Source organism: Pseudomonas granadensis (assembly GCF_900105485.1).
GTDB lineage: Bacteria > Pseudomonadota > Gammaproteobacteria > Pseudomonadales > Pseudomonadaceae > Aquipseudomonas > Aquipseudomonas granadensis.
In genome coordinates, this window is the sequence record NZ_LT629778.1 from 2,732,146 (window position 1) to 2,756,136 (window position 23,991).

Consider the following 23,991-nt stretch of genomic DNA (forward strand, 5'->3'; position numbering starts at 1 on the left):
CGCTGAGCCGGGGCTGGGGCAATGGTCAAAGCCATCAAGCTGGTTGACTGGTTTGGCCAAAAAACCTCGCGGAGATAATAGTTTCCACGCGGAGCATGGGAACGATCAGTCAAGGCTCACGATAGGCGGCGCCTGTCATGGCGCTATCGCTAGCAGGGCTAGCTCCCACAGGTTGGAATGCGTTCAAACTGTGGGAGCTAGCCTGCTAGCGATGGCATCGGCTCAAACGGCTTCATTCAGAATCAGAGTGCGATAGTGGCCGGGGTTAGACCCCGACCACTTGCGAAACGCCTTGTAGAACGAGCTGACATCGGCGAAACCGAGGCGCGCGGCGATCTCGGCGAAGCTGATCGAAGGCTCTGCCAGCCAGGTGATCGCCAGCTCCTTGCGCACGCTGTCCTTGAGGCCCTGCCAGGTCTGCCCTTCTAACGCCAGGCGCCGGCGCAACGTCGAGGCGGACATGCACAATTGCTGGGCCAGCGCTTCGGTTTCCGGCCATTGTTCGGCGGGCAACTGACGCAAATCGTGCTTGATCCGGCTGGCGAGGCTTTCCGGGTCGCGGTACTTCACCAGAATGTTCGCCGGTGCGTGGGCGAGAAAGCGCTGCAATTCTTCCGGGCTGCGCTTGATCGGCAGGTCGAGGCAGTCAGCTGCGAAAATCATCCGCGTGCGCGGGCGTCCGAAACGCAGGTTTTGCGAAAACATCACTTGATAGTCGTCGGTGAAATCCGGCGCGGCGCAGCGCAGTTCGATCGCCAGAATCGGAATGCGCCGTCCGGCCAGCCAGCAGGCGACGCCGTGAACGATCATCCAGTAGGTGAAATAAGTGAAAGCGCGGCGCGGTTCGTAGTCGTCTTCGAGCAGAACGATTTCCGCCAGGCTTTGCTGGCGCACCAGCTGCGCCGGCAACCGCTCGAGCATCAGCGAGAGAAAACTCAAGCTTGTGCTCAGCCCCGCCGCCAGCGTCGGTTGCGCCATCGCCGCGCGGCACAGGAACGCCAGGCTGCCAGACTTGAGCTTGCGCGGGTCCATGCCGAAAAACTCGTCGTCGGTGCGGCGGGCCAACAGGCGCCAGAGTTTCGCGTATTGCGATGCGGGCACCCGAGCGTGCTCGGCTTGCAGCAATGCCGGATCGATGCCGACCTTGTGCAACACCTCCTGAGTGGTCGCGCCGGGCGCACAACTTTGCAACAGTGCTTCGCGCACCAGTTGAATGGCGATGGTGTCTTTTTCCGACATGGAACGCGGCGAGCCTTGTTGTTATTTCGATGCCCGCCATCTTACCCCTGCGGGAGCGGGTCTGCTTGCGAAGGCGCTGTCAGGCGAATGCGATGTTGAATGTACCGCCGTCATCGCGAGCAGGCTCGCTCCCACAGGATTCGTAGCGTACGCAGAATCGTGGCTGTCCACGCCCCTGTAGGAGTGAGCCTGCTCGCGATAGCGGTTCGCCTGTTGACTCATAAAGTGAATGACATACCGCTATCGCGAGCAGGCGAAGGCCTACAAGGATGTGGGTGAGGCGAAGATCGGTTTTGTTCAGGTTAGGTTCAGCTAAATGTCAATCATCCCCATTTGGGAATGAGTGTCATTATGTTACAACTTAGCTACCTATCTAAATCACCGGTGGTTGTGCCGAATGCTCGTTCCCTTTCTGATCATGCTGCGCGAAGGCATTGAAGCCGCGCTGATCGTTGGCATCATCGCCAGTTATCTTCAGCAAACCGGCCGCGGTCAATGGATGCCCGCCGTGTGGATCGGGGTTTTCCTCGCTGCCGCCCTCGCCCTGCTGGTCGGCGGTGGCCTGGAACTGGTCAGCGCTGAATTCCCGCAGAAGCAGCAGGAGCTGTTCGAAGGCATCGTCGGACTGGTCGCCGTGGGCATCCTCAGTTCGATGGTGTTCTGGATGCGCAAGGTCGCCCGCTCAATCAAGCATACGCTGCAAGCCTCACTGGATCAGGCGCTGACCGCGTCGAAGCATCAGGTGATCGCGTTGATTGCCATGGTGTTCTTCGCTGTCGCCCGCGAAGGCCTGGAAACCGTGTTCTTTCTGCTCGCGGTGTTTCAGCAAAGCGAAGGCCCGGGCGCGCCGATCGGCGCACTGTTGGGGCTGGTACTGGCAGTCATCGTCGGCTTTCTGATCTACAGCGGCAGCATGCGCCTCAATCTTTCGGCGTTCTTCAAGTGGACCGGGTTGTTCATCCTGGTGGTGGCCGCCGGGATCCTCGCCAACTCGGTGCAGGCACTGCATGAGGCCGGGCTTTGGAATCACTGGCAGTCCGTATTGTTCGACTTCAGCGCGACCCTGCCAATGGATGGCCCGCTGGGCTCGGTGCTGGCCGGCATGTTCGGTTATCAGGACGCGCCGACCATCAGCACTCTCGGTGCCTATGTGATCTACCTGCTGGTGGCGCTGGTGCTGTTCTTCCTGCCCGCGCCCGCGCCATCGCTGTCATCGACTTCCGTTTCCAGCCAATAAGGGCCTTCATGTCCAAGCCTAAAACTCCTCAGGCCTCGCCTCCCCGTGCCTTGCGCTGGGCGGTGGCCGGCTCGGTGGTGGTGATGATCGCCGCCGGCGGGCTGTTCTACTACGCCTCGCAACTGGCCGCCGCCAAGCGCCAGCACAACCGCGACGAAGTGGTGGTCAACATTCATCCCGGTAACTGCGAGCCGAATGCGCTCAGCGTGCCGGCCGGGCGCGCCAGTTTCCGCATCGTCAACCGCTCGGACCGCGCCGTGGAATGGGAAATCCTCGACGGTGTGCTGGTGGTCGAAGAGCGCGAAAACATTGCGCCGGGCCTGAGCCAGGTGATCAACGCCAACCTGCAACCCGGCGACTATGCGATCACCTGCGGCTTGCTGAGCAACCCGCGCGGCACCTTGCACGTAACCCCGACCGCAGCCTCCGACGCGGCCGCCAAAGCCAAGCCGTCGATGGTGGCTTTCGTCGGCCCGCTGTCGGAATTCCGGGTGTACCTCGCCAGCCAGAGCAGCGCACTGATCAAAGCCGTGAGCGCTCTGAATGAGGCGATCGCCAGCGGCGATCTGAGTCAGGCGCAGGCGCTGTATTTGCCGGCGCGTGCTGCCTATCAGCGTTTGGCCCCTGCCGCACAACGCCTCGCCGAACTGGATAACCGCATCAATGCCCGCGCCGATTACTTTGAAAAACGCGAAGAGGATCCGGGCTTCGTCGGTTTCCATCGCCTCGAATACGCGCTGTTCCAGCAACGCAAACTCGACGGCCTGACGCCGGTGGCGCAACAACTGCTCAGCGATGTCAGCGAGTTGAAACAGCAACTGCTCGCCCAGTCGTTGCCGCCGGAGCAACTGGTGAGCATCGTCGTGCGCAACCTCAACACGCTCGCCGACGTGCGCGCCGCCAACGGCGAAGAAGAACGCTACAGCCACACGGACCTCAACGGTTTCGCCGCCAATGCGCAGACCGCGCACAAGGTGGTCGATCTGCTGCGGCCAATGCTGAGCAAATCCGCCGCCGAGCTGCTGCCGAAAATCGACGCCGCGCTGCGTGATTTCGATAGCGCGTTAAGCAGCCTCAAAGTTGCTGAAGGCTACGCCAGCTACGACAGCGTCAGCGGCGAACAACGCCAGCAGCTCGCCGATAAAGCCCAGGCCCTGGCCGACGCGCTGGATGGCATCGACCCCGCCCTTGGCCTCTCCGGCCTGTAAGCAGAAGACCTGACCCCGATGAAAGAACTTGAAACGCTCAACCTGCAACGTCGCCGTGTGCTCATGGGCATGGGCGCCGCCGGTGTCGCCCTCGCCGGCTCGGCCCTGAGCTGTCCGGCCATGGCCGCCGCGCCGGCGCAAGTCACCGAAGCGCCGAGCAGCGACAAGACCGAAGACCGCCACGATTTTCACGGCGTCCACCAGACCGGTATCGTCACGCCGCGCCCGGCCTCGGGCATGTTGGTCGCGTTCGACGTGTTGGCCAGTGACCGTGACGATCTCGAGCGGCTGTTCCGCACCCTCAACGAGCGCATCGCGTTTTTGATGAAGGGTGGCCCGGTGGCGCAGATCGATCCGAAACTACCGCCGCCCGATTCCGGCATCCTTGGCCCTAATGTCACCCCGGATAATCTGACCATTACCGTGTCTGTCGGTGATTCATTGTTCGATGAGCGCTTCGGTCTGGCCGCCGCCAAGCCAAAACGTCTGCAACGCATGGTTGGCTTCCCCAACGACGCGCTGGACGCCGATTGCTGCCACGGCGATCTGAGCCTGCAGTTCTGCTCAAACACCGCCGACACCAACATCCATGCGCTGCGCGACATCGTCAAAAACCTTCCGGACCTGCTGCTGGTGCGCTGGAAACAGGAAGGCAGCGTACCGACGCAAGCCCCGGCAAAACCGGGCGTGCCAGCGCAGTCGGCGCGCAATTTTCTCGGCTTTCGCGACGGCTCGGCCAATCCCGATTCCAACGACGGCAAGGCCATGGATCGACTGGTCTGGGTGCAGCCCGGCAGCGACGAGCCAGCCTGGGCGGCCCACGGCAGTTATCAGGCAGTGCGGATCATCCGCAACTTCGTCGAACGCTGGGACCGCACGCCGTTGCAGGAGCAGGAAAGCATCATTGGCCGGGTCAAAACCACCGGTGCGCCGATGGGCGCCGAGCATGAAAGCCAGGTCCCCGATTACGGCAAGGACCCGGCCGGCAAGCTGACCAGACTCGACGCGCACATTCGCCTGGCCAACCCGCGCACCGCCGCGAGCCAGGCCAACCTGATCCTGCGCCGGCCATTCAATTACTCCAACGGCGTGAACAAGAACGGCCAACTCGACATGGGCCTGCTGTTCATCTGCTACCAGGCCGATCTGGAAAAAGGCTTCATCACCGTGCAAACCCGGCTCAACGGCGAACCGCTCGAGGAATACCTCAAACCGGTCGGCGGCGGCTACTTTTTTACCCTGCCCGGTGTCACCGGCGACAAGGACTTCATCGGTCGCTCGCTGCTCAACGCCACCCAACCAAAAACTGCCGCCTGACAACACACTGGAGCCGCCCCGATGAAAAAGACGCCACTCGCGTTACTGCTGACCCTTGGTTTGCTCAACACCCCGCTGTCGGCCTTCGCCGCGACAGCGCCGCTGGATCTGGTGGGGCCGGTGTCGGACTACAAGATCTATGTCACCGAGAAGCTCGATGAGCTGGCCAGCCACACCCGGCAATTCACCGACGCAGTGAAGAAAGGCGACCTGGCTACTGCGCAAAAACTCTACGCACCGACCCGCGTGTATTACGAGTCGATCGAGCCGATTGCCGAGCTGTTCAGCGACCTCGACGCATCCATCGATTCACGCGTCGACGATCACGAAAAAGGCGTCAAAGCCGAGGATTTCACCGGTTTCCACCGCCTCGAATATTCACTGTTTTCAGAGAAGTCGACCCAAGGCCTCGATGCGCTGGCCGATGGCTTGAACAAGGACGTCCAGGACCTGCAGACCCGCGTCGCCGGCCTGACCTTCCCGCCGGAAAAAGTCGTCGGTGGCGCAGCGGCGCTGCTCGAAGAAGTCGCCGCCACGAAAATTTCAGGTGAAGAAGATCGCTACAGCCACACCGACCTGTATGACTTCCAGGGCAACATCGACGGCGCGAAGAAAATCGTCGACCTGTTCCGCCCGCAGATCGAGCAGCAGGACAAGGCGTTCGCGGCGAAGGTCGACAAGAACTTCGCCGCCGTGGACAAGATCCTCGCCAAGTACAAAACCGCTGATGGCGGGTTCGAGACCTATGACAAGGTCAAGGACAACGACCGCAAGGCGCTGGTCGGGCCGGTGAATACGTTGGCTGAGGATTTGTCGACGTTGCGCGGCAAGCTCGGTTTGAATTAAGACTTTGTAGCGCCAGGTCGGGCCCTATCGCGAGCAGGCTCACTCCTACAGGGGAACGCATTCCAATGCAGAAGTGAGCCTGCTCGCGATAGCGGCTGTAGCCGCACCACAAAATCCGAACGATCAGAGGATCCGGTAAAGCAACCGCTCAATCCGCACCCGACTCACGCGCTTGAGAAACTTGGCCACCCCAGCCGGGTAATCCGGCAGCGTTTCCAGGGTCTGAAAGCTGTCGATCCGCGTGGTGTGGCGGAAGATTTCTTCCAGCTCCTGCGCCCGCGGTGCCAGCCATTCGCCTTTCGGATCATCGATCAGCAGCGCGTTTTCCAGATCGAGGCGGAACGCCCGTGGATTGAGGTTGTTGCCGGTCAGCAACGTGTAACGCTGATCGACCCACATGCCTTTGAGGTGGTAGGTATTGTCGCCGTCGCGCCACAGGTGCAGGTTCAACTGACCGCTGTCGATGTTGCGCTGGTGGCGTTTGGCAAAGCGGCGCAGGCTGATCTCGTAGAGATACGGCAGCGCGGCGATCACCTTGAACGGCTCGCTCGGCGGAATGTAGAAGTCGTTGGCGGTCTTGTCGCCGACCACGATGTCGATCTTCACCCCGCGCGCCAACGCCCGGTTGATCTCGCGGATCACCCCCAGCGGCAGGTTGAAGTACGGTGTGCAGATGGTCAGTTGGGTCTGCGCGCTGGCAATCAGCTCGAGAATGGCCCGGTTCAACGGGTTGTTCTTGCCGACACCCAGTAGCGGGCTGACCGACAGCCCTTCCCTGCCGCCGCTGCCTTTGGCCGTGTCGTACGTCGCGTATTTCAGACGGCTGCGCAGATCGCCGATGTCGTTGCGCAGGCTGCGCGTGGTCGGCAGATTGGGCAAGTCGAGGCGATGCACCGCTTTCGATTCGATCAGGCCATGCTTGACCAGGTGATGCATCGAATCCGCCAGGTCGTGGCTGTGCAGGACGTGATAGCGATCGAAGCGGTACTTGTCGAACTTGTGCAGATAAACGTTGTTCAGGCTCGCCCCGCTGTAGACCACGCAATCGTCGATGACGAAGCCCTTCAGGTGCAAAACGCCAAACAGCTCGCGGGTCTGCACCGGCACGCCGTACACCGGCACTTCACTTTCGTGAGTGCGGGTCATTTCCTGATACCACGCCGAGTTGCCCGGCTGCTTGCCGGCGCCGATCAAGCCACGCTGCGCGCGCAACCAGTCGACCACCACGGCGATTTCCAGCTCGGGGCGCTTGAGCTTGGCGGCGTGCAGGGCATCGAGAATTTCCTGACCGGCTTCGTCCTGCTGCAGGTACAGCGCAACGATGTAGATGCGCTGCGTCGCGCTGGCGATTTTCTCCAGCAGGCAACGACGGAACTCGGCGGCGCCGGACAAAATGGTCAGGGCCTCGGCAGTCAGCGGGAAGCTGCGCAGTTTGGGCAGCAGGGAACGTTTGAAAAGCAACGGCATAGGGCTCGCAATGGGTCGAATCCGAAGAGGTTGAGAGCTTACACCATCGTATCCCTCGGGTCTTGTCGGGTCCCGAAGGACGCCATCGCCAGCAGGCTGGCTCCCACATTTGAAATGCATTCCTCTGTGGGAGCCAGCAGGCTGGCGATGGCGATTTTACGGCTGAAGATAATACAGACTTGACCAAGGAGAACATCCGTTCTACTGTTCACCGCATGAACGAACTGACTAGCAACGAAACCCGCGACATCATTCTCGATGTCACCGAAAAGCTGATCTATAAAAGTGGCATCGCCGCCACCAGCATGGATCTCCTGGTGAAGACTGCCGGCGTCTCCAGAAAAAGCATTTACCGTTATTTTGCCGACAAGGACGCGCTGGTGATTGCCGCGTTGCGACGCCGTGACATCCGCTGGATGGACTGGTACCGAAACGCTGTCGAACAGGCCGAAACCCCGGGTGATCGCCTGCTCAACCTGTTCAGCGTGCTCAAAGGCTGGTTCGCCTACGAAGGCTTTCGCGGCTGTGCGTTCATCAATACCAGCGGCGAGACCGGCGATGCGCAAGATCCGGTGCGCCTCGTCGCCAAAGAACACAAACAGAAGCTGCTCGACTACGTGTGCGAGTTGTGTACCGAACATGGCGCCGAAGATCCGTTGTTGCTGGCCAGGCAATTGCTGATCCTGATTGACGGTGCCATTACCGTAGCGCTGGTGATGGGTGATCACAGCGCTGCCGATAATGCGCAATGCATGGCGCGCAAGTTATTGGACCTGTAACGCCTTAATAAGCCGGACACGTTGTTTAATTATTCATTCATTCGGGAGATTGATATGTCGACTGCAGCCCAGGTACGTCCGCCATTGCCACCGTTCAACCGCGAATCGGCCGTCGAGAAAGTGCGTCTGGCCGAGGATGGCTGGAATAGTCGCGATCCGGAAAAGGTCTCGCTGGCCTATACCCTCGACACGAAATGGCGCAACCGCGCCGAGTTCGCCAACAACCGCGAAGAAGCCAAGGCCTTTCTCACCCGCAAATGGGCGAAAGAGCTGGATTACCGTTTGATCAAGGAGCTCTGGGCCTACTCGGATACCCGTATCGCAGTGCGTTACGCCTACGAGTGGCACGATGATTCGGGCAACTGGTTCCGTTCCTACGGCAACGAAAACTGGGAATTCGATGACAGCGGCCTGATGTTCCAGCGTTACGCCTGCATCAACGACATGCCGATCAAGGAAAGCGAGCGCAAATTCCACTGGCCGCTGGGCCGGCGCCCGGATGATCACCCGGGGCTGTCCGACCTCGGTCTTTGAGCCTGAAGATTTTCAATGCGGAAGCCAGCCTGCTGGCGACAACGGATTGCCGGGTCACCGGCAATCCGGCGCAATAAGCGCCACCCCATCAAGCGATGACAATGCCCTCGCCGCTCAAGCTATTGAGCGACACCCCGACCAACGTCACCGAATCATTGCCGAACGTCAGCAGCGTGTCCTGGCCGACGCTGCTGGCATGCGCACGGAAATCTTCCGCTGGCAAAACGCCCTGCACGCCGAGAAACACCAGTTTGTCGTTGGCCGTGTAACCGGTCACCCGATCGTGTCCGAACGCGCCGCTGAACAGGAACGTGTCGGCCCCTCCGCCCGACTCCAGCAGATCATTGCCGCCACCGCCGACCAACACATCGTTGCCGCTGCCGCCAATCAGACGGTCATTGCCGTCGAGCCCGAACAACCAGTCGCCGCCGGCATGGGCCTTGAGCGTGTCGGCACCATTGCTACCCTTCACGCTGGATTCGTAAGCGCTGAGGTTGCTGCCAACCTTCAAACCGCTGGCCGTGACGCTGTGGACCACGTCGTCCTTGAACAGCCCCCAGAGAAAGCCCGGCTCTTGGGTGACGATGCTGCCGATGTCGCGGGTGATGCTGATCCCGCCGTTGGCATCGCGAACGTACAGGTTGCCGGCGCCGTCGTTGGCGAAATCGAAGTTCTTCACTGAGCCTTGCAGGTCGAGGCTGTTGCTGCCCTGCTCGCCAAGGATGATGTTGTAGCCACCGCTGTCGCGGAAGCTGTCGTTGCCGGCGCGGCCTTCCAGATAATCGTTGCCGCTGCCGCCCTGGATCAGGTCGTTGCCGTCGCTGCCGATGATGAACGTGCTGCCCTTATGGGTTTCGGCGTTGCGGTTGAGGTCCTGCACCCAAATGTTGGCCCGCGCCGGGTCCGACAGGTTGGCGACGATGATCGTCGAGTCGCGGCTGGTCAGGTCGTAGAACTTCGAGTCCAGCACCCGCGTCATGCCGTCGCCGTAGCCGGTCGGCAAATGCGAAATCCAGGTCGGAATATTGAGGATCGAGAACGGCAGCACGTTCCAGGCGCTGGAGGCGTAATGGTCGTTGAAGCTGACGATGTTGTCGGTGGTCGAGGTGTGCGGCGCATCGTGCACGCCGACCGAAGCGCCACTGAAGGTCGAGCCGTCGAGCGCGCGGAACACCGGGTCGTTTTCATAGCCGATGTTGAGCACCTTGTCGGTGCTGCTTTGGGTCGGTGAGGCGTAGGCGATGTAGTTGGAGTCGGCAAAAAAACCGCCCCACTTGCCGCCGCTCAGGTCCGCCATGCTGTTGACCGCCAGCCCGCCGAGACTGTGGCCGCTGACCAGAATGTCCTTGCCGGTAAGGCCGTTGGCCCTGGCGAACGCCACGACATCGTTGAGCAGGTTGCCGAACGCTTCGCCAACGTAGTTTTTCGCATAGTCGGCGGGGCCGAACGCGGCGAGCAGATCGTTGATCACATCGCCAATCGAATCGCCAATGAGGATTTCCCGCGGGCCGCTGGTGCCACGAAAGGCAATGCCCAACTCGGTGAGATGGCCCTGAGCATCGTATTTGCCGAGGATTTCCACTTGCGCGCTGGTGTAGCCGGGTTTTTCGCCGAAGAACGTCCCGCGTGCATCGGTCTTGCCGTCGTAGCCCAGTTGCGTGGCGCTGATCGGCGTCCATCCGGCCTTTTGCACCGCTTCAAGGGCGAGCTTTTCCGAGTCGGGGTTCCACGGAATGGCGGGGATCACCCCCTGCGAATCAGTGCCGCCAATCAGCGCGGTGACCAGCGTGGCCGGCAGGCCGAGGCCGAAACCGTTGTGCTGATAACCGCTGGCAAAGCCGTTGTCGAGGTTGTGGTAGGAATACAGCGTGATCGCCATGGCGTCGCTGAACAACGCCTTGGAATCAGCCGTACCGAGGTTCTTGTAGTCATACACACCCATTGCCATTGCCTCTCTTGTTGTTGGAATTGTTCAGAGATAGCTCACAGCCAGAGCGCTCCTTGGTGAGCGCACCGGAGCATTGTCACTACTGCTTTTGATGTCTGTAGGCCTTCGCCTGCTCGCGATAGCGGAGGGTCAGCCACCTTTTTATGACTGACACACCGCCATCGCGAGCAGGCGAAGGCCTACAGGGGTTACTAGGCGAAAACGAACGCCGAGTCCGACAGATTAGCCACTCCGACCCCGATCAGGGTTACGGCGTAGTCGCCAATCTTCAGCACGGTATCGCCACCGGACTGCGAGGCGTGCTGTTTGTAGTCGTAGCCCTGCCCCGCGCCTTCGACGCCCATGAACACCAGTTTGTCGCTGCCCTGATATCCATTGATTGCATCGAACCCGAAGGCGCCGCTGAACAGGAAGGTGTTGTTACCGCCCATCGCCGTCATCACGTCATTACCGGCGCCGCCGACAAAGGTCACTTGGTCCTTGTCGCTGATCAAGCTGTCATCACCACCGAGGCCGAACAGCCAGTCACCGTCAGCACTGGCGTGCAACGCATTGCCATAGCCATCGCCGCTGAGGGAGTGGTTGTACTGAGTCAGCTCGCTGCCATTGCTCAAGCCCTTGGCGGTGACGCCCCAGGTGATCTCCTTGCTACCCCACCACGAACCCGCCTCTTTACTGACCAGCGCGCCGATGTCGCGGGTCAGGCTGATGCCGCCGTAAGCGTCGCGCACGTACAAGGTGCCGTCGCCATCGTTGGCGAAGCTGAAGTTCTGCAGCGGCTTTTGCAGTTCGAAGGTGTTGTGCCCCTGACCGCCGAGCAGAATATTGAAACCGCCGTCATCGCGGAAACGGTCGTCACCGCCCAGGCCTTCCAGAAAGTCGTTACCGCTGCCGCCCTTGAGCCAGTCGCTGCTGTGCGTGCCGATGATCAACGTGCTGCCCACATGCGGCTCGCCGCTGCGGCCGAGGTCTTCAACCCAGGTTTTGCCGCGCGAAGCCTCTTCCAGATTGGAGACGATGATCGTCGAGTCCTTATGAGTCAGCGCGTAGAACTGCGAGTCGATTACCCGGTTCAAGCCATCGGCATAGCCCAGCGAACTGTGGGCCGACCAGTTCAGCGGATTGACGATGCTGAACGGCACCAGGTTCTGCGCGGTGGACGCGTAGTTGTCGGTGAAGTTGACGATGTTGTCGGTGGTCGAATCGTGCGCGCCGTCGTGTTTGCCGAGCGAACCGCTGCTGAACGTCGTGCCATCGAGTACGCGAAACACCGGGTCATTTTCATAACCCATGTTCAGTACATGGCTGCCGGTGCTGCTCTGGGTCGGCGAGGCAAACGCAATGTAGTTGGCATCCTTGAAGAACCCGCCCCAGTGGCTGGCGCTCAGCTCTGCGACGCTGTTGACCCCGAGCCCGCCAAGGCTGTGGCCGCTGATCAACACGTCCTTGGCGGCGATGCCGTTGGCGATGGCAAATGCGGCAACAGCCTTGAGCAGATTATCGAAGGCATTTTTCGCGTAGTTGCTCGCGTAATCCGATGGACCGAAAGCGGCCAGCAGGTTGTTTTTCATGTCGCCGTAGGTGTCGCTGTAACCGAGCCCGCCGGTGCCACGAAAGGCGATGCCGATACCGATCAGCTTGCCGGCGGCATCGTACTTGCCGAGCACTTCGGCCTCGGCGCTGGTGTAGCCGTCCTGCTCACCGAAGAACGTGCCCTGTGCGCCGACCTTGCCCTGATAACCCAGCGCCGTCGCTGCGACGGGCGCCCAGGCGGTGGCCGGTAACGGTTTGCCGGTCGGCGTGTAGGCATACAGCGTCAGTGCGATGGCGTCGCTGTACAACGCTTTGCCATCGGTATTTCTGTAATCGAACAATCCCATGTCGGTCCTCTCATCCTTCAAAACGGCAGTGCCCTTGAGCACTGCCGATACACCAGGAACTGTCGTTAGAACTGCCAATCCAGCGTCAGCCCCAGACCGTGGTTTTTTTCGTTCGAGCCGACCAGACCGTTGTAATCCAGATTGACCCGCACGTCACGGTTGAGGGCGAGACCGGCGCGCACGCCGACCACCGCGGCGTCGCGATCCATCGACACGCTCTGCACGGTGAAGGCGCTGTTGCCGTTGGCGAACGCCAGGTGGCTGTCGGCGTCGACACTGCTCAGGTTGTGCTGCCAGCCGAGGCTCGCGCCCAGCTCCAGCTGATGCTGATCGGACAAGGCGAAGCTGCGCTTGGCGCGCACGCCGAGGGTCGACAGCACCACGTCGCGGTTGTCCTCACCGCCCTTGAGCGCCGCCGCGTCACCCTTTTCGGTGAAGCTGTCGGTGTTGAGGTGGACGTAGGACAGATTGGCGAACGGCTCCAGATTCATCGGTTGCAGGCCGAGGTCGTAAGCAGCTTCGGTGAACAACTGCGCCGTGGTCGCATCGCGCTTGGTTTTCTGCTGGCCGCTGACACCGGCAAATTGCAGATCACGTTTGGCATCAATGCGGTGCCAGCTGTAGGCGCCGCCGACGGTCAGGCGCAGCGCATCGATTTCATGCCCCAGATACGCACCCAAGTGGTAGCTGTCGACCGACGCCGATGAATGCGTGCCGCTGCCCATGCTCAACGAGCTGTCGCTATAACCGGTGACGAAACCCAGGCGAGTATCTTCAGCGATCAAGCCGTCGACACCGGCAAGCAAGCCACCGATGGAACTGGTGGAATCGGCATTCTCGTGGCCGCCATCGCTTTTACCCCACGACCCGAGCACCTTGACCCAGGCATTGCTGCGATCGTCAGTCGGCGCATCAGCATTGAACAGATCGCGCTCTCGCAGACGCTCGCCCACGGCTTCACGCAGGTAACGGCTGTCGTTGATCAGCAAGGTACCGATGGCCGGATGGATCTCGCCGGAGAGTTGCTGGAACGCTTGTTGCGCTGAGGCCGCGTTTGGCGACAGCAGCAGTGTTTCGAACAAGGCATTGCCGGCGCCCAGACGCTCAGCCGCTGCACCGACCGCGCGCTGATTCGGCGTCAGGCCGACGCTGGCGAACGAGGCGTCGTTGCGCCCCACCGCCAGTTGAATGCCGTCCGCCGAATACGCCAACGTGCCGCCAAGGAAGGCGTAATCCGGCAACACCTGGCCGAAGCGTCCTTCAATGCCGCCGGCCGCTTGCAGGATGTTGTAGCGCGTACCGAGCAGACTTTGCACTTCACTGGTGGACAGCAAGGTCGGGCTGTTTTCCAGCGACATGCTCACGGTGGCGCCTTCGATGACGGCTTTGCCGCCGGCAACGATCTGGTCGCTGCTGGTCGGCGACAGCTCGACGGCGTAGGTCGAGCTCGGCGCGAAGTTGACGTCGCCGGCAACATTCAGCGTGCCGATCGAGTTGCCCGGCGCCACCGTACCGCCGCTGTTGACGGCCAGCGCGCCGATACGGCCATTGCCGCCGAGGACGCCGCCGTCGTTCACGGTGACGGCCGATTGCAGCGAACCGTTGATGGCCAGCCGTCCCTGATTGACCAGTGTCGGGCCGCTGTAGGTGTTGTTGCCGGTGAGCACCAGGGTGCCGATGCCCTGTTTGGTCAGGCCGCCGTGACCGGAAATATCGTTACGCCAGGTATCGAGGCCGCAGGTAATGTCCGTGCACACGCGCTCGGTCGGTTTGCCCTTGTCGATGATCGCGCCAATGCCCGGCAGATCGGCAACAAACTGGCCGGAACCGTAGGCGCCGTCGATGCGGAATTCGGCGGGAATGTCCTGCTCGGTAACGAACATCGATGGGCCATCGATGCCTTTGCGCAGGTTGATCATGCCCCAGCCGTACAAGGCGTCGATGCCCGGTGCGCCGAGATCGGTCGCGGTGGTGCGCAAGACCGTGGCGACCTGATCGCCGGTCATGTACGGAAAGCGTTCCATCAGCACCGCCACCGAACCGGCCACATGCGGCGCCGCCATCGAGGTGCCGTTGTAGTTGGCATAACTGGTAGTGAGGTTGTCGAGGCTGGTGCCTTCGATGATCGAGCTGTAGATTTTTGTGCCCGGCGCGGCCACGCAGAAGCTCGCGGTGTAGCCGCAGCGCGAAGAAAACGTACTCATGATGTACGGGTTGCTGCTGGCCAGATCCGGGTTCTTTTGCAGGGCGGCGACGGTGATCCAGTTCGGCGCGATGTCCGGGACGAAATAGCCGAGGCCCGCGATCGCATCGGGGTTGTTGAGGTTGTAGTCGTTGCCTGCGGCAAAAATGGTGACGATGCCGCTGCGCGCCGCGGCGATGGCGCCGTCATAGGCGCCGCCGGGTTTGGTCCCGAGCAGCGTGCGGATCTCGTTGAACTGCAACTGCGCGTCGTTGACGGTGAAGTGCGGATAGGCCGGATCGCGGCCACCCAGATCGAAGCGGTCGGTGATACCAATGCCCCAGCTGTTGTTGATGATCCGCGCGCCGCTGGCGATCAGCGCATCCCAACCGGCCTTGTACACCGCGCCGTCGTTGCCGCGCACGATGCCGTCTTCCGGGCCGGGATCGCCGTTGTCGGCGCTGATGATCTGCGCGCCGAACGCCACGCCGTGCATGACGCCACCGTCACGGCTGCCGGCGGCAATGCCGCCGACGTGGGTGCCATGAGCGCCGAGTTTGCCGTTGGAACCGACCGTGGGCGAACCGTCATAAAGGAACGCATCGCCGGCTTTGACCGGGATGTACGGGTCGGTGTATTCGCGGATCCCACTGGTGACCAGGGTGACGACTTTGTTGCTGCCGGAGAATTCCGGGTGCGCGGCATACACCGGCTGGTCGAAGATCCCCAGTTTCACGCCTTTACCGGTGTAACCGGCGGCGTAGGCGTAATCGGCACCGATCGCGCCCAGGCCCCAGTCGGCCTGGAATTCGCTACTGCGCCAGCTCGACGGATCGCCCGAGCGGCCGTTTTCCACGTAAGGCGCAGCGTGGGCTGTGCCGAGGGCGCAGAGCACGGCGAGCGTCAGGGTTTTCAGGGCAAAGCGGCCACCCGTTTGCGCGGGGGTATTGTTGTTGTTCATCCAGCGACCTTCCTTAGTGTTGTTGCGAAAAATCCGTCTCAGTCCGCACGTGATCGTTCCCACGCTCCCGCGTGGGAACGATCAAACGACCAGGGTTCAGAACTGCCAGTTCAGGCTCAGGCCGACGCCGTGCAGCTTTTCGCGACTGGCCAGTTGTCCGTGGTAATCGAGGTTGACCCGTACGTCCTTGCGCAACGCCAGGCTGGCCTGCACGCCGACCAGCGCGGCGTCGCGTACCAGCGCTGAACTTTCTACCGCGTACGGCGTGCCGCCGCTGGCAAAGCGCAGGTGTTGTTCTGAATCGATGTCGCTGAGGCTGTGCTGCCAGCCGAGGCTGCCGCTGACGTCCAGCGCTTGCCCGCTCGAGATATTGAAAGTCTTGCGCGCCCGCACACCGAGGGTGCTGAGCACCGCGTGGCGCTGATCGCCGGAGCTTTTCAGGGCGGCAGCGTCACCCTTCTCGGTGAACCCCTCAGTGTCCAGATGCACGTACGTCAGATTGGCGAAAGGCTCCAGCGCCAGTGGTTGCAGGTCGACTCGATAAGCCGCCTCGCCGAATACTTGTGTGGTCACCGCGTCGACCTTGGCTTTCTGCTTGCCGCTGACTTCGCCGTAGTGCAGATCACGCTGCACATCGGCGCGATGCCAGCTGTAGGCCGCGCCACTGCTCAAGCGCCAGGCGCCGATTTCGTGCCCGGCGTAGGCACCGAGGTGATAGCTGTCGACCTTGGCCGACGAGTGCGTGCCCGCCCCCATGCTCAGCGAACTGTCGCTGTAACCGGTGACCAGACCGATGCGGGTCTGCTCGTCCAGTGCGCCGTCGACACCGGCCAACAGGCCACCAATCGAGGTGTTGTAGCCGGCCGTGTCGTGGCTCGAATCGGTCGAGCCCCACGCGCCGAGGGCTTTGATCCAGCCGTTGCTTTGCCCGGCACTGCTGTCGCGCAGGCGCTCGCCCACCGTGTCGCGAATCTGGCGGCTGTCATTGATCAGCATCGTGCCGAGCGCCGGGTAGATTTCGCCGCTCAACTGCTGGAACGCTTGTTGCGCAGTTGGCGCGTCGGGCGCACGCAGCAGGCTTTCAAACACCGCGTTACCGGCGCCCAGCCCTTCGACGGCCGCGGCCACCGAGCGTTGGTTCGGGGTCTGGCCGACGCTGGCAAACGCCGTCGCGTTGCGCTCGATGTTCAGTTGAATGCCATTACCCGCGTAATCGAGGCTGCCGCCGATGAACAGGTAATTGGGCAGCACTGCGCCGAATTGGCCCTGAATGCCGCCGGCTGCTTGGAGAATGTTGTACTCGCGGCCGAGCAGGCTTTGCGCTTGGGCAGTGCTGAGCAGCGTCGGGCTGTTTTCCAGCGAAAGGCTGACGGTGGCGCCACTGACAGTCGCGGTGCCGCCGGCGACGATGCGATCACTGCGGGTCGGCGTGAGCTCCACGGCATAAGTCGAGCCTGCGCCCAGCGTCACATCACCGGCGACGTTCAAGGTGCCAATGGAGTTGCCCGGCGCGACTCGCCCGCCGTTCTTCACCGACAGCGCAGCGATGCGTCCGGAGCCGCCGAGGGTGCCGCTGTCGTTGACCGTGACCGCTGAAGTCAGCGAGCCATTGACCGTCAGCAGTCCGCCGTTGACCGTGGTCGGCCCGCGATAAGTGTTGTCGCCACTGAGCAGCAGATGCCCGGCGCCGGATTTAATCAGGCTGCCCTCGTATACGCGCCCCGCTGCCGCCGCATCGCGCGCCGTGCCGACCGCGTAATCGGTTTGATCCTGCTGACTGGCACCGACTGGAACGCCGTTCTGCCAGCCCTTGTCTTGCAGGGTCTGCTGCCAGGCGCTGTGTTCGGCGAGGTCTTCGCGCTGGCGCTGGATCAGCGCTTTGTCGGAAATGTCATTGCTCCAGACATCGCTCTGCCCTGCCTCAAGATTGGCGTCGAACGCGCCGAGCAACTGCCCCGGCCCGCGCATCGCCCGGTTCAGATTGGCCACCCCCCAACCGACCCGCTCGCTTGGCGCATCGGTGACCGAACCATCCAGTTGCGTCGCGGTGGTCAACAGCACTTGCAGCGCCTGCTGATTGTTCATGTACGGATAGCGTTCCATCACCAGCGCCAGCGCAGCAGTGGCGTGCGGCGCTGCCATCGAGGTGCCGGACTTGATTGCGTAACCTCCGCCAGGAATGGTGCTGTCGATCTTCGCGCCGGGGGTGGTGATGCACCAGTATTTGGCGATGCCGCACTGGTTGTACTTTTGCTGATTGCCCTGATCCAGCCCCGACACCGCCAGCCAGTGGCCTTCCAGATCCGGCTGAAAGTACGGCAACGCAGAGCGCACGCTGGCGTTCGGGTAGCCGCTGTTGCCGGCGCTGAACACGTTGATCACACCCCGGCGAGACACGTCCGCCGCCGCATCGAGCCAAGTGCCTTTGTTCCAGTGCTGGGCATAAGCGGCGTGCAGGTCGGCCAGCGTTCGATAGCTGACATCCGGCGGCTGACTGCCCCAACTGTTGTTGATCGCGCGCACGCCGGCATCGGCCAACGCGCCATACACCGCTTTGAAATAGCGTGGGTCGGGGCTCGGGCCGAACAGGAAACTGTCGTTCTTGTTGGTGTTGCCGACGTAGATCTGCGCGTTGAACGCCACGCCGTGCATGCCGCTGCCATCACGCGCGGCGCCCAGGGTGCCGACTACGTGGGTGCCGTGGGAATCGTTGTTGGGGTTGAGCGTGCCGTCGACGTTGAACGCTGAGCCGTCGAGGTAAGTACCGCTGGCCAGCACCGGGTGGTAGCGGTCGCGGCTGAACTCGGGGTGGGCGGCATCGAAACCGGAATCGAGGGCGCCGATTTTCACGCCTTGGCCGGTGATGCCGGCGGCGTAGGCGTACTCGGCTTGCATGCGACTCAGGCCCCAATCGCGAACGAATTCGGCGCTGCGCCAACTGGCTGGATCGCCGGGTTTGCCGGCTTCGAGATAGGCGGCGTGGGCCGCCGTTGTCGAGATTGCAAACAGCAGGGTGCCGACCGAAACCGGCTTGATGCGTACGTCCATGTTCTGTTCTCGCTTTTATTGTTTTTGTGGCAGGCTTTTCTACGGTGTCGCCTGCTTCCCCTCACCCCAGCCCTCTCCCCAAGGAGAGGGAGCCGATCTTCGTTGAGTTTCGAACCGAGTCCAACTCAGCTTCTTTAGTGAATTCACTATCGAACCGTCAGGTCGGCAAATTTATTCAGCATCCCCCAATCGGTCCCCTCTCCCCTTGGGAGAGGGTTAGGGTGAGGGCTGCCCAGCGACCACAAATGCCTCGTCCACCCGCGCCAGATCCTGCTCGTTCAAGGTCCCGGCGTAAAAATGCAACCTGGTCCAGGCCATCAAGTAGTCATACCGCGCCTGCGCCAGATCGCGGCGGGTGGTGAACAGTTGTTGCTCGGCGTTCAACGCGTCGAGGTTGGTCCGTTCGCCGCCGAGAATGCTTTGCTTGGTCGACACCACCAGCGCTTCGGCCGAACTCAGGGCTTTCTGATAAGCGCGCAATTTACTCACCCCGGACAGGCAAGCGCTGAACTGGCGGCGCAGTTCGATCAGCGTCTCGCGGGTCTTGCCGTCGAGTTCGTATTCGGCCTGCTCCATCGTGCGGCTGGCCTGGCGGGTCGAGGCGGATACGCCGCCGCCGGCATACAGCGGCACGCTGACTTCAAAACCAATGGTGTTGGTTTCGTAACGCTGGTTGTAGGTGTTGCCGCTTTCCGATTCGTTCTGGCGCATCGAGGCGTAGGCGCTGACTTTCGGCAGGTGCCCGGCGCGGTTGCGCTCCACTTCGTAACGCGCGACTTCCACGGCCTGGCGTTGCGACGCGAGGTTGGGGTTGTTGCTCACCGCCAGTTCATGCCAGGTGTCGTAGTTGGCCGGTTGCAGAGCAAAGGTCTGGAAGTTCTGGTTGAGCGGCGCCAGATCACCGATGTCCACCGCCGGCGTGCCGACCAGTGCGCCCAGTTCACGCAGCGCGGCGTCCTGCTCGTTGCGCGCCTCGATTTCCTCGGCCGTCGCCAGTTCGTAGCGCGACTCGGCTTCGAGGATGTCGGTGCGGGTGCCCTCGCCCTGCTTGAACATGTGTTCGTTCTGCTGGAACTGCTGCTCGTAGGCCTTCTTCTTCGCCAGCGCGATGTCGATCTGGTCCTGGGCAAACAGCGCCTTGGTGTAGTTGTCGAGCACACGCACCAGCAACTCCTGGCTCTTGCCACGGAAGGCTTCGTCGGCAAACAACGACTGCGCCACACCTTTGCGATAGGCCGCATACGCCTCGTAATCGAGCAGCGGTTGTTGCAGGGTCAGTGCCGAGCCGTAACTGCTGTAGTTGCGCTCGTCGGTGTTATTGAGCGCGCGTTCGTCCAGAGACGTGGCTTTCGACGAGTTACGGCCCTTGTTGTAGGTGTAACCGATGCGCGGCAACAGCCCGGCGCGGCCGATGGCGCGGTTTTCCAGGCCCGCATCGCGTTCCTTGATCGCGCCGAGGAACACCGGGTCATTGCGCAACGCCTGTTCGTAGATCTCGAACGGCCCCATGGCCGCTACTGCCGATTGGCTCGCGAGCAATGTCAGCGCCGCCAGCATGGAAAACTTGGTCATACAGCCGAACATCCTTATTCCTCGGTCAACGCGGAACCGGCTCGATCGAGCAGCGGTTTGAACAGGTAATTGAGGAGTGAACGTTCACCGGTGCGCACGAACATTTCTGCTGGCATGCCGGGTTTGATCACCAGGCCGTTGAGCTTTTCCATAGCCTGATCGCTGACGCTGCTGCGCAGCACGTAGTACGGCACGCCGGTTTTTTCGTCGACCATCTGGTCGGCGGAAATCAGGCTGACTTCGCCCGGTACGCGCGGGGTTTTGCTCTGGTTGAACGCGGTAAACAGAATGTCCACCGGCAAATGCGTGCCGACCTTGTCGATCAGGCTGATCGGCAAGTGGCCTTCGACTTCCAGCGAGGTACCCTGCGGCACGATCTCCAGCAAGGTTTCGCCCTGGCGCACCACGGCGCCTTCGGTATGCACGCCGAGGTTGACTGCGACGCCGTCGGCAGTGGCGACAATCTCGCTGTGTTGCAGGTCGAAACCGGCCGAGGTCAGTTGCTCCGACAGGGTCACGCTTTTCAGTTGCGCGTCGGCCAGTTGCGTGCGCACTTCCTTCTGGTATTCCTCGCTGTGCTGTTGCAGCTTCAGGCGCGTTTCGAGGATGCCCTGCTCGACCCGACCGCTCTCGCCAGTGTTCTCGGCCAGTTGCTGCTGCACTTGCGACAGTTGCCGCTGATATTCCATCAAACGGTTGCGCGGGATGTAGCCGTTGTCAGCCAGTGGCTGCAAATTGTTCAACTGCTGTTGCAGCGAATCGGCCTGGGCGTTCAGGTCGGTGCGGGCGCGACGCATGCCCGCCAGTTGCGCGGTGGCGCCTTCGATGCTCGCACGCAGCCCGGCCTGCTCGCGGTAGAACGCCTCGCGGCGGCTGCTGAACAGTTGCCGCTGGCCTTCCAGCACCAGCGCCAGGCGCGGGTCCGGGTCGCTGCTCAATTCTGCCGGAAAAGTCACTTGCTTGAGGTTGTCACGTTCGGCCTGCCAGCGTGCGAGGCTGGCCCAGGCCATGCGGTATTGCGCTTGCAGCGACTGCACGTCGGCGGCGACCTGGGTCTGGTCGAGACGGAACAGCGGCTGGCCTTGTTTCACGATTTCGCCTTCGCGCACCAGAATCCGGCTGACCACGCCGCTGCTCATCGACTGCACGGCTTTGCGTTTGCCCGAGACCACAACGGTGCCCTGCACCGGAATGCCTTGATCGAGCGGCGCCAGTGCGGCCCAGGTAAAGAAACTGCCGGCGCCGACAATCGCCAGAATCCAGCCCATGCGCGCGAAGAATTTCGCGTCACGCTCCGGGCGTTCGCTCAGGTAGGCATGTTCCATGTTCGCTTCGTTTTCAGTGTTCATGCTTGCGCTGCTCATACACCCGAATTCCTCGTCGAGGGCTGATACTGTCGGCTCATGCTGAGCCCGCCCGGTGCCTGCGCGGCTTTTTCGCGTTGTTGTTCAGGGTTGCCGGAGAGTGCTTTAAGCACGTCCTGGCTTGGGCCGAAGGCTTGCAGACGACCCTCGTTGAGCACCAGCAACTTGTCAGCCTGGGCCAATACCGAAGAACGATGCGTCACCAGCACCACCGTGGTGCCCTGCGCCTTGAGCGCGGCAATCGCACTGGCCAGCGCCGCTTCGCCGACGGTGTCGAGGTTGGAATTGGGTTCATCGAGCACCACCAGCGTCGGCGTGCCGTACATTGCACGGGCCAGGGCAACGCGCTGTTTCTGGCCGCCGGACAAGCCACTGCCGTCCTCGCCCAGTTGCGTGTCGTAGCCTTGCGGCAACCGCAGGATCATCTCGTGGACGCCGGCCTGCTGTGCGGCCGCCACCACTTGCTGCGGGTCGGCCTGGCTGAAACGCGCAATGTTGTCGGCGATGCTGCCGCTGAACAGTTCGATGTCCTGCGGCAGATAACCGATGTACGGGCCGAGTTGGTCGCGATTCCAGCGATGAATATCCGCGCCGTCCAGGCGCACGGTGCCGCCCAGCGTCGGCCACACGCCGACCAGTACCCGCGCCAACGTCGATTTACCCGAGCCGGAAGCCCCGAGCACGCCGAGCACTTCGCCCGCGGCGAGATTGAAATTGACCATGTGCAAGGTCGCGGCACGCTGCCCCGGCGGGCCGGCGCTGACCTGTTCGAAGGTGATCTGGCCTTTCGGCGCCGGCAATGCCATGGCGTCATCACTGGGCGGGAACGCTTGCAGCAGCGCGTCGAGACGGCGGTAAGCCAGCTTCGCCCCGCTCCACTGTTTCCACACCGCAATCAACTGGTCGATCGGGCTGAGCACGCGGCCCATCAGGATGGAACCTGCGATCATCATGCCGGCGGTCATGTCGCCCTTGATCACCAGCAAGGCGCCGAGGCCCAGCACCAGCGATTGCAGGCACAGGCGCAAGGTTTTGCTCAGCGAACTGATCACTGCGCCGGTGTCGCTGGCCTGGTTCTGCAAACCGAGGAAGCGCGAATGCACCTGGAACCAGCGCTTGCGCAGCGAACCGAGCATGCCCATCGCCTGAATGGTTTCGGCGTTGTGCAAATGGCTGGTGGCCAACTGGCTGGACTTCTGCGAAAAACCAGCGGCTTCGCCCAGCGGCTTTTTGGTCATGTACTCGTTCAGGCATGCGAGCGCGATGAGCAACAGCGCGCCGGCCGTGGCGAGCACGCCGAGCCAGACGTTGAACAGGTAAATCACGAACAGATAGACCGGGAACCACGGCGCATCAAAAAACGCGAACAACGCCGGGCCGGTGACGAATTGGCGAATATGGGTCAGGTCGCCCAGCGATTGCCCGGCATTGCCCTCGCCCTTGAACAGGTTGCGTTCGAACGCGGCTTGATACACCCGCAGGTTGAAACGGCGTTCCAACTGACTGCCGATACGGATGACGATAAAGCTGCGCACCACTTCCAGCAGGCCGATAAAGGCGAAGAAACCCACCACCATCAGCGTCAGCATCGCCAGGGTCGTTTCGTTCTGCGACGACAGCACCCGGTCATAGACCTGCAGCATGTAGATGGAGGGCACCAGCATCAGCACGTTAATCAGCGCCGTAAAGCAACCGACACTGATCAGAATGCTTTTATAGTCAGCCAAAGCCTTGAACAAGGGAGCGGTGGCTGGGGCCTTCGCCATCTTCATTGATTATTCCTGAAAACTATCTCTCGCCATTCATTGGCGAAATTCGAGTTGATAATCCGCACACCGGCGGAACTTGCCTTTTTGCCTGGCGCTTACACTTTCATAACAACTAGCGCCTTGAACTACGGTGCAGTTGCCAGTTGAGGGTGACTTATAACGCCGATGCAGCACTTTATATTCAAACTTCGTCTCTGACTTGATCGTTGCCGGTCAACGCGCTGTGCGCTCAAGGGTAATGATCAGGCCCGACTTCAAAGTACTCAGATAAAGCCCATCACGTTGTCGGCTGAAGAACTGGATTCTTGAGCCCTCGTTGCCCGTGATCGACAGGCCGTCAGGGTCGGCAAACCAGCCGATTGGCGGTTGTTCCAACCACGCGCCGAGACAGTCGGCGCCTTCACCCAACGTCTGATTCGCGCGCAATTCGACACCACAGGTGTTCGAAGGCTTGTCCTGTTGCTTTTGCGCCTGGCGATCATCGCTTGTCGCAGACAATGTCGCTTGCCAGTGGCCGGCAAATGCCGCCGGATCTTCCAGTCTGAGGCTGCTTGCCATGCTCGTTTCTCCTGAAACCATGATGAACGCCGCCGTTAGCCACGCCCCTGCCTTGTAGGTAAAAGCTTTACCGATCATGGGA

General features: G+C 61.7%; 16 protein-coding genes. 6 read left to right on the forward strand and 10 right to left on the reverse strand.

The window, feature by feature from the left end:
- Positions 1-222 precede the first annotated feature (222 nt).
- On the reverse strand, positions 223-1,239 hold the full coding sequence (locus BLU52_RS12135) for an AraC family transcriptional regulator (RefSeq protein ID WP_090283439.1): 1,017 nt from the start codon (positions 1,237-1,239) through the stop codon (positions 223-225).
- Positions 1,240-1,636: 397 nt separating this feature from the next.
- On the opposite strand from BLU52_RS12135, the gene efeU reads away from it, so the two are divergent.
- Genes efeU through efeO (BLU52_RS12155) form a run of 4 tightly spaced genes read left to right on the forward strand, consistent with a single transcriptional unit; the run spans position 1,637 to position 5,847 of the window.
- Entirely contained in the window at positions 1,637-2,476 is an 840-nt protein-coding gene (efeU, locus tag BLU52_RS12140) for an iron uptake transporter permease EfeU (protein ID WP_090283441.1), read from the forward strand.
- Between the two features lie 8 nt (positions 2,477-2,484).
- Positions 2,485-3,684, forward strand: coding sequence for an iron uptake system protein EfeO (gene efeO / locus BLU52_RS12145; protein ID WP_090283443.1), 1,200 nt, complete (start codon positions 2,485-2,487; stop codon positions 3,682-3,684).
- 18 nt (positions 3,685-3,702) lie between these two features.
- Complete coding sequence (gene efeB / locus BLU52_RS12150; protein WP_090283445.1) at positions 3,703-5,001, forward strand: iron uptake transporter deferrochelatase/peroxidase subunit; 1,299 nt, start codon at positions 3,703-3,705, stop codon at positions 4,999-5,001.
- A gap of 21 nt (positions 5,002-5,022) precedes the next feature.
- Positions 5,023-5,847: an iron uptake system protein EfeO gene (gene efeO / locus BLU52_RS12155; RefSeq protein WP_090283447.1), complete on the forward strand. Its 825-nt coding sequence runs from the start codon at positions 5,023-5,025 to the stop codon at positions 5,845-5,847.
- A gap of 123 nt (positions 5,848-5,970) precedes the next feature.
- Here efeO (BLU52_RS12155) and pssA read toward each other — a convergent pair whose 3' ends face one another.
- Positions 5,971-7,314: a CDP-diacylglycerol--serine O-phosphatidyltransferase gene (gene pssA / locus BLU52_RS12160; protein WP_090283449.1), complete on the reverse strand. Its 1,344-nt coding sequence runs from the start codon at positions 7,312-7,314 to the stop codon at positions 5,971-5,973.
- A 215-nt stretch (positions 7,315-7,529) separates the two neighbouring features.
- Between pssA and BLU52_RS12165 the strand changes: the two genes are divergently transcribed.
- Positions 7,530-8,093 carry a TetR/AcrR family transcriptional regulator gene (locus tag BLU52_RS12165; protein ID WP_090283451.1) on the forward strand — a complete coding sequence of 188 codons (564 nt, stop codon included), beginning with the start codon at positions 7,530-7,532 and terminating at the stop codon, positions 8,091-8,093.
- 54 nt (positions 8,094-8,147) lie between these two features.
- Positions 8,148-8,627, forward strand: coding sequence for a nuclear transport factor 2 family protein (locus BLU52_RS12170; protein WP_090283453.1), 480 nt, complete (start codon positions 8,148-8,150; stop codon positions 8,625-8,627).
- A gap of 88 nt (positions 8,628-8,715) precedes the next feature.
- Here the strand turns inward: BLU52_RS12170 and BLU52_RS12175 are convergent, their stop codons facing one another.
- From BLU52_RS12175 to BLU52_RS12210, 8 genes are all read right to left on the reverse strand, one after another.
- On the reverse strand, positions 8,716-10,569 hold the full coding sequence (locus BLU52_RS12175) for a polyurethane esterase (RefSeq protein ID WP_090283455.1): 1,854 nt from the start codon (positions 10,567-10,569) through the stop codon (positions 8,716-8,718).
- Positions 10,570-10,766: 197 nt separating this feature from the next.
- On the reverse strand, positions 10,767-12,455 hold the full coding sequence (locus BLU52_RS12180) for a polyurethane esterase (protein ID WP_090283457.1): 1,689 nt from the start codon (positions 12,453-12,455) through the stop codon (positions 10,767-10,769).
- A gap of 65 nt (positions 12,456-12,520) precedes the next feature.
- Positions 12,521-15,598, reverse strand: a complete 3,078-nt coding sequence (locus BLU52_RS12185) for an autotransporter serine protease (protein ID WP_090283459.1) — start codon at positions 15,596-15,598, stop codon at positions 12,521-12,523.
- A 96-nt stretch (positions 15,599-15,694) separates the two neighbouring features.
- On the reverse strand, positions 15,695-18,646 hold the full coding sequence (gene eprS, locus BLU52_RS12190; RefSeq protein WP_090283461.1) for an autotransporter serine peptidase EprS: 2,952 nt from the start codon (positions 18,644-18,646) through the stop codon (positions 15,695-15,697).
- A 216-nt stretch (positions 18,647-18,862) separates the two neighbouring features.
- Positions 18,863-20,230, reverse strand: coding sequence for a TolC family outer membrane protein (locus BLU52_RS12195; RefSeq protein WP_090283462.1), 1,368 nt, complete (start codon positions 20,228-20,230; stop codon positions 18,863-18,865).
- A gap of 2 nt (positions 20,231-20,232) precedes the next feature.
- The gene (locus BLU52_RS12200; protein WP_090283464.1) at positions 20,233-21,582 is read right to left on the reverse strand and encodes an HlyD family type I secretion periplasmic adaptor subunit; all 1,350 of its coding nucleotides are present in this window, start codon (positions 21,580-21,582) and stop codon (positions 20,233-20,235) included.
- Positions 21,579-23,354, reverse strand: coding sequence for a type I secretion system permease/ATPase (locus BLU52_RS12205; RefSeq protein ID WP_090283466.1), 1,776 nt, complete (start codon positions 23,352-23,354; stop codon positions 21,579-21,581). The genes BLU52_RS12200 and BLU52_RS12205 overlap by 4 nt, the downstream gene beginning before the upstream one ends.
- Before the next feature lie 210 nt (positions 23,355-23,564).
- Positions 23,565-23,987: an AprI/Inh family metalloprotease inhibitor gene (locus BLU52_RS12210; protein ID WP_157720695.1), complete on the reverse strand. Its 423-nt coding sequence runs from the start codon at positions 23,985-23,987 to the stop codon at positions 23,565-23,567.
- Between the last annotated feature and the right edge of the window lie 4 nt (positions 23,988-23,991).

Bases quoted from the DNA above. Each gene is read 5' to 3' on its own strand.
- BLU52_RS12135 (WP_090283439.1), bottom strand. From the start codon at position 1,239: ATGTCGGAAAAAGACACCATCGCCATTCAACTGGTGCGCGAAGCACTG.
- efeU (WP_090283441.1), top strand. From the start codon at position 1,637: ATGCTCGTTCCCTTTCTGATCATGCTGCGCGAAGGCATTGAAGCCGCG.
- efeO (WP_090283443.1), top strand. From the start codon at position 2,485: ATGTCCAAGCCTAAAACTCCTCAGGCCTCGCCTCCCCGTGCCTTGCGC.
- efeB (WP_090283445.1), top strand. From the start codon at position 3,703: ATGAAAGAACTTGAAACGCTCAACCTGCAACGTCGCCGTGTGCTCATG.
- efeO (WP_090283447.1), top strand. From the start codon at position 5,023: ATGAAAAAGACGCCACTCGCGTTACTGCTGACCCTTGGTTTGCTCAAC.
- pssA (WP_090283449.1), bottom strand. From the start codon at position 7,314: ATGCCGTTGCTTTTCAAACGTTCCCTGCTGCCCAAACTGCGCAGCTTC.
- BLU52_RS12165 (WP_090283451.1), top strand. From the start codon at position 7,530: ATGAACGAACTGACTAGCAACGAAACCCGCGACATCATTCTCGATGTC.
- BLU52_RS12170 (WP_090283453.1), top strand. From the start codon at position 8,148: ATGTCGACTGCAGCCCAGGTACGTCCGCCATTGCCACCGTTCAACCGC.
- BLU52_RS12175 (WP_090283455.1), bottom strand. From the start codon at position 10,569: ATGGGTGTGTATGACTACAAGAACCTCGGTACGGCTGATTCCAAGGCG.
- BLU52_RS12180 (WP_090283457.1), bottom strand. From the start codon at position 12,455: ATGGGATTGTTCGATTACAGAAATACCGATGGCAAAGCGTTGTACAGC.
- BLU52_RS12185 (WP_090283459.1), bottom strand. From the start codon at position 15,598: ATGAACAACAACAATACCCCCGCGCAAACGGGTGGCCGCTTTGCCCTG.
- eprS (WP_090283461.1), bottom strand. From the start codon at position 18,646: ATGGACGTACGCATCAAGCCGGTTTCGGTCGGCACCCTGCTGTTTGCA.
- BLU52_RS12195 (WP_090283462.1), bottom strand. From the start codon at position 20,230: ATGTTCGGCTGTATGACCAAGTTTTCCATGCTGGCGGCGCTGACATTG.
- BLU52_RS12200 (WP_090283464.1), bottom strand. From the start codon at position 21,582: ATGAGCAGCGCAAGCATGAACACTGAAAACGAAGCGAACATGGAACAT.
- BLU52_RS12205 (WP_090283466.1), bottom strand. From the start codon at position 23,354: ATGAAGATGGCGAAGGCCCCAGCCACCGCTCCCTTGTTCAAGGCTTTG.
- BLU52_RS12210 (WP_157720695.1), bottom strand. From the start codon at position 23,987: ATGATCGGTAAAGCTTTTACCTACAAGGCAGGGGCGTGGCTAACGGCG.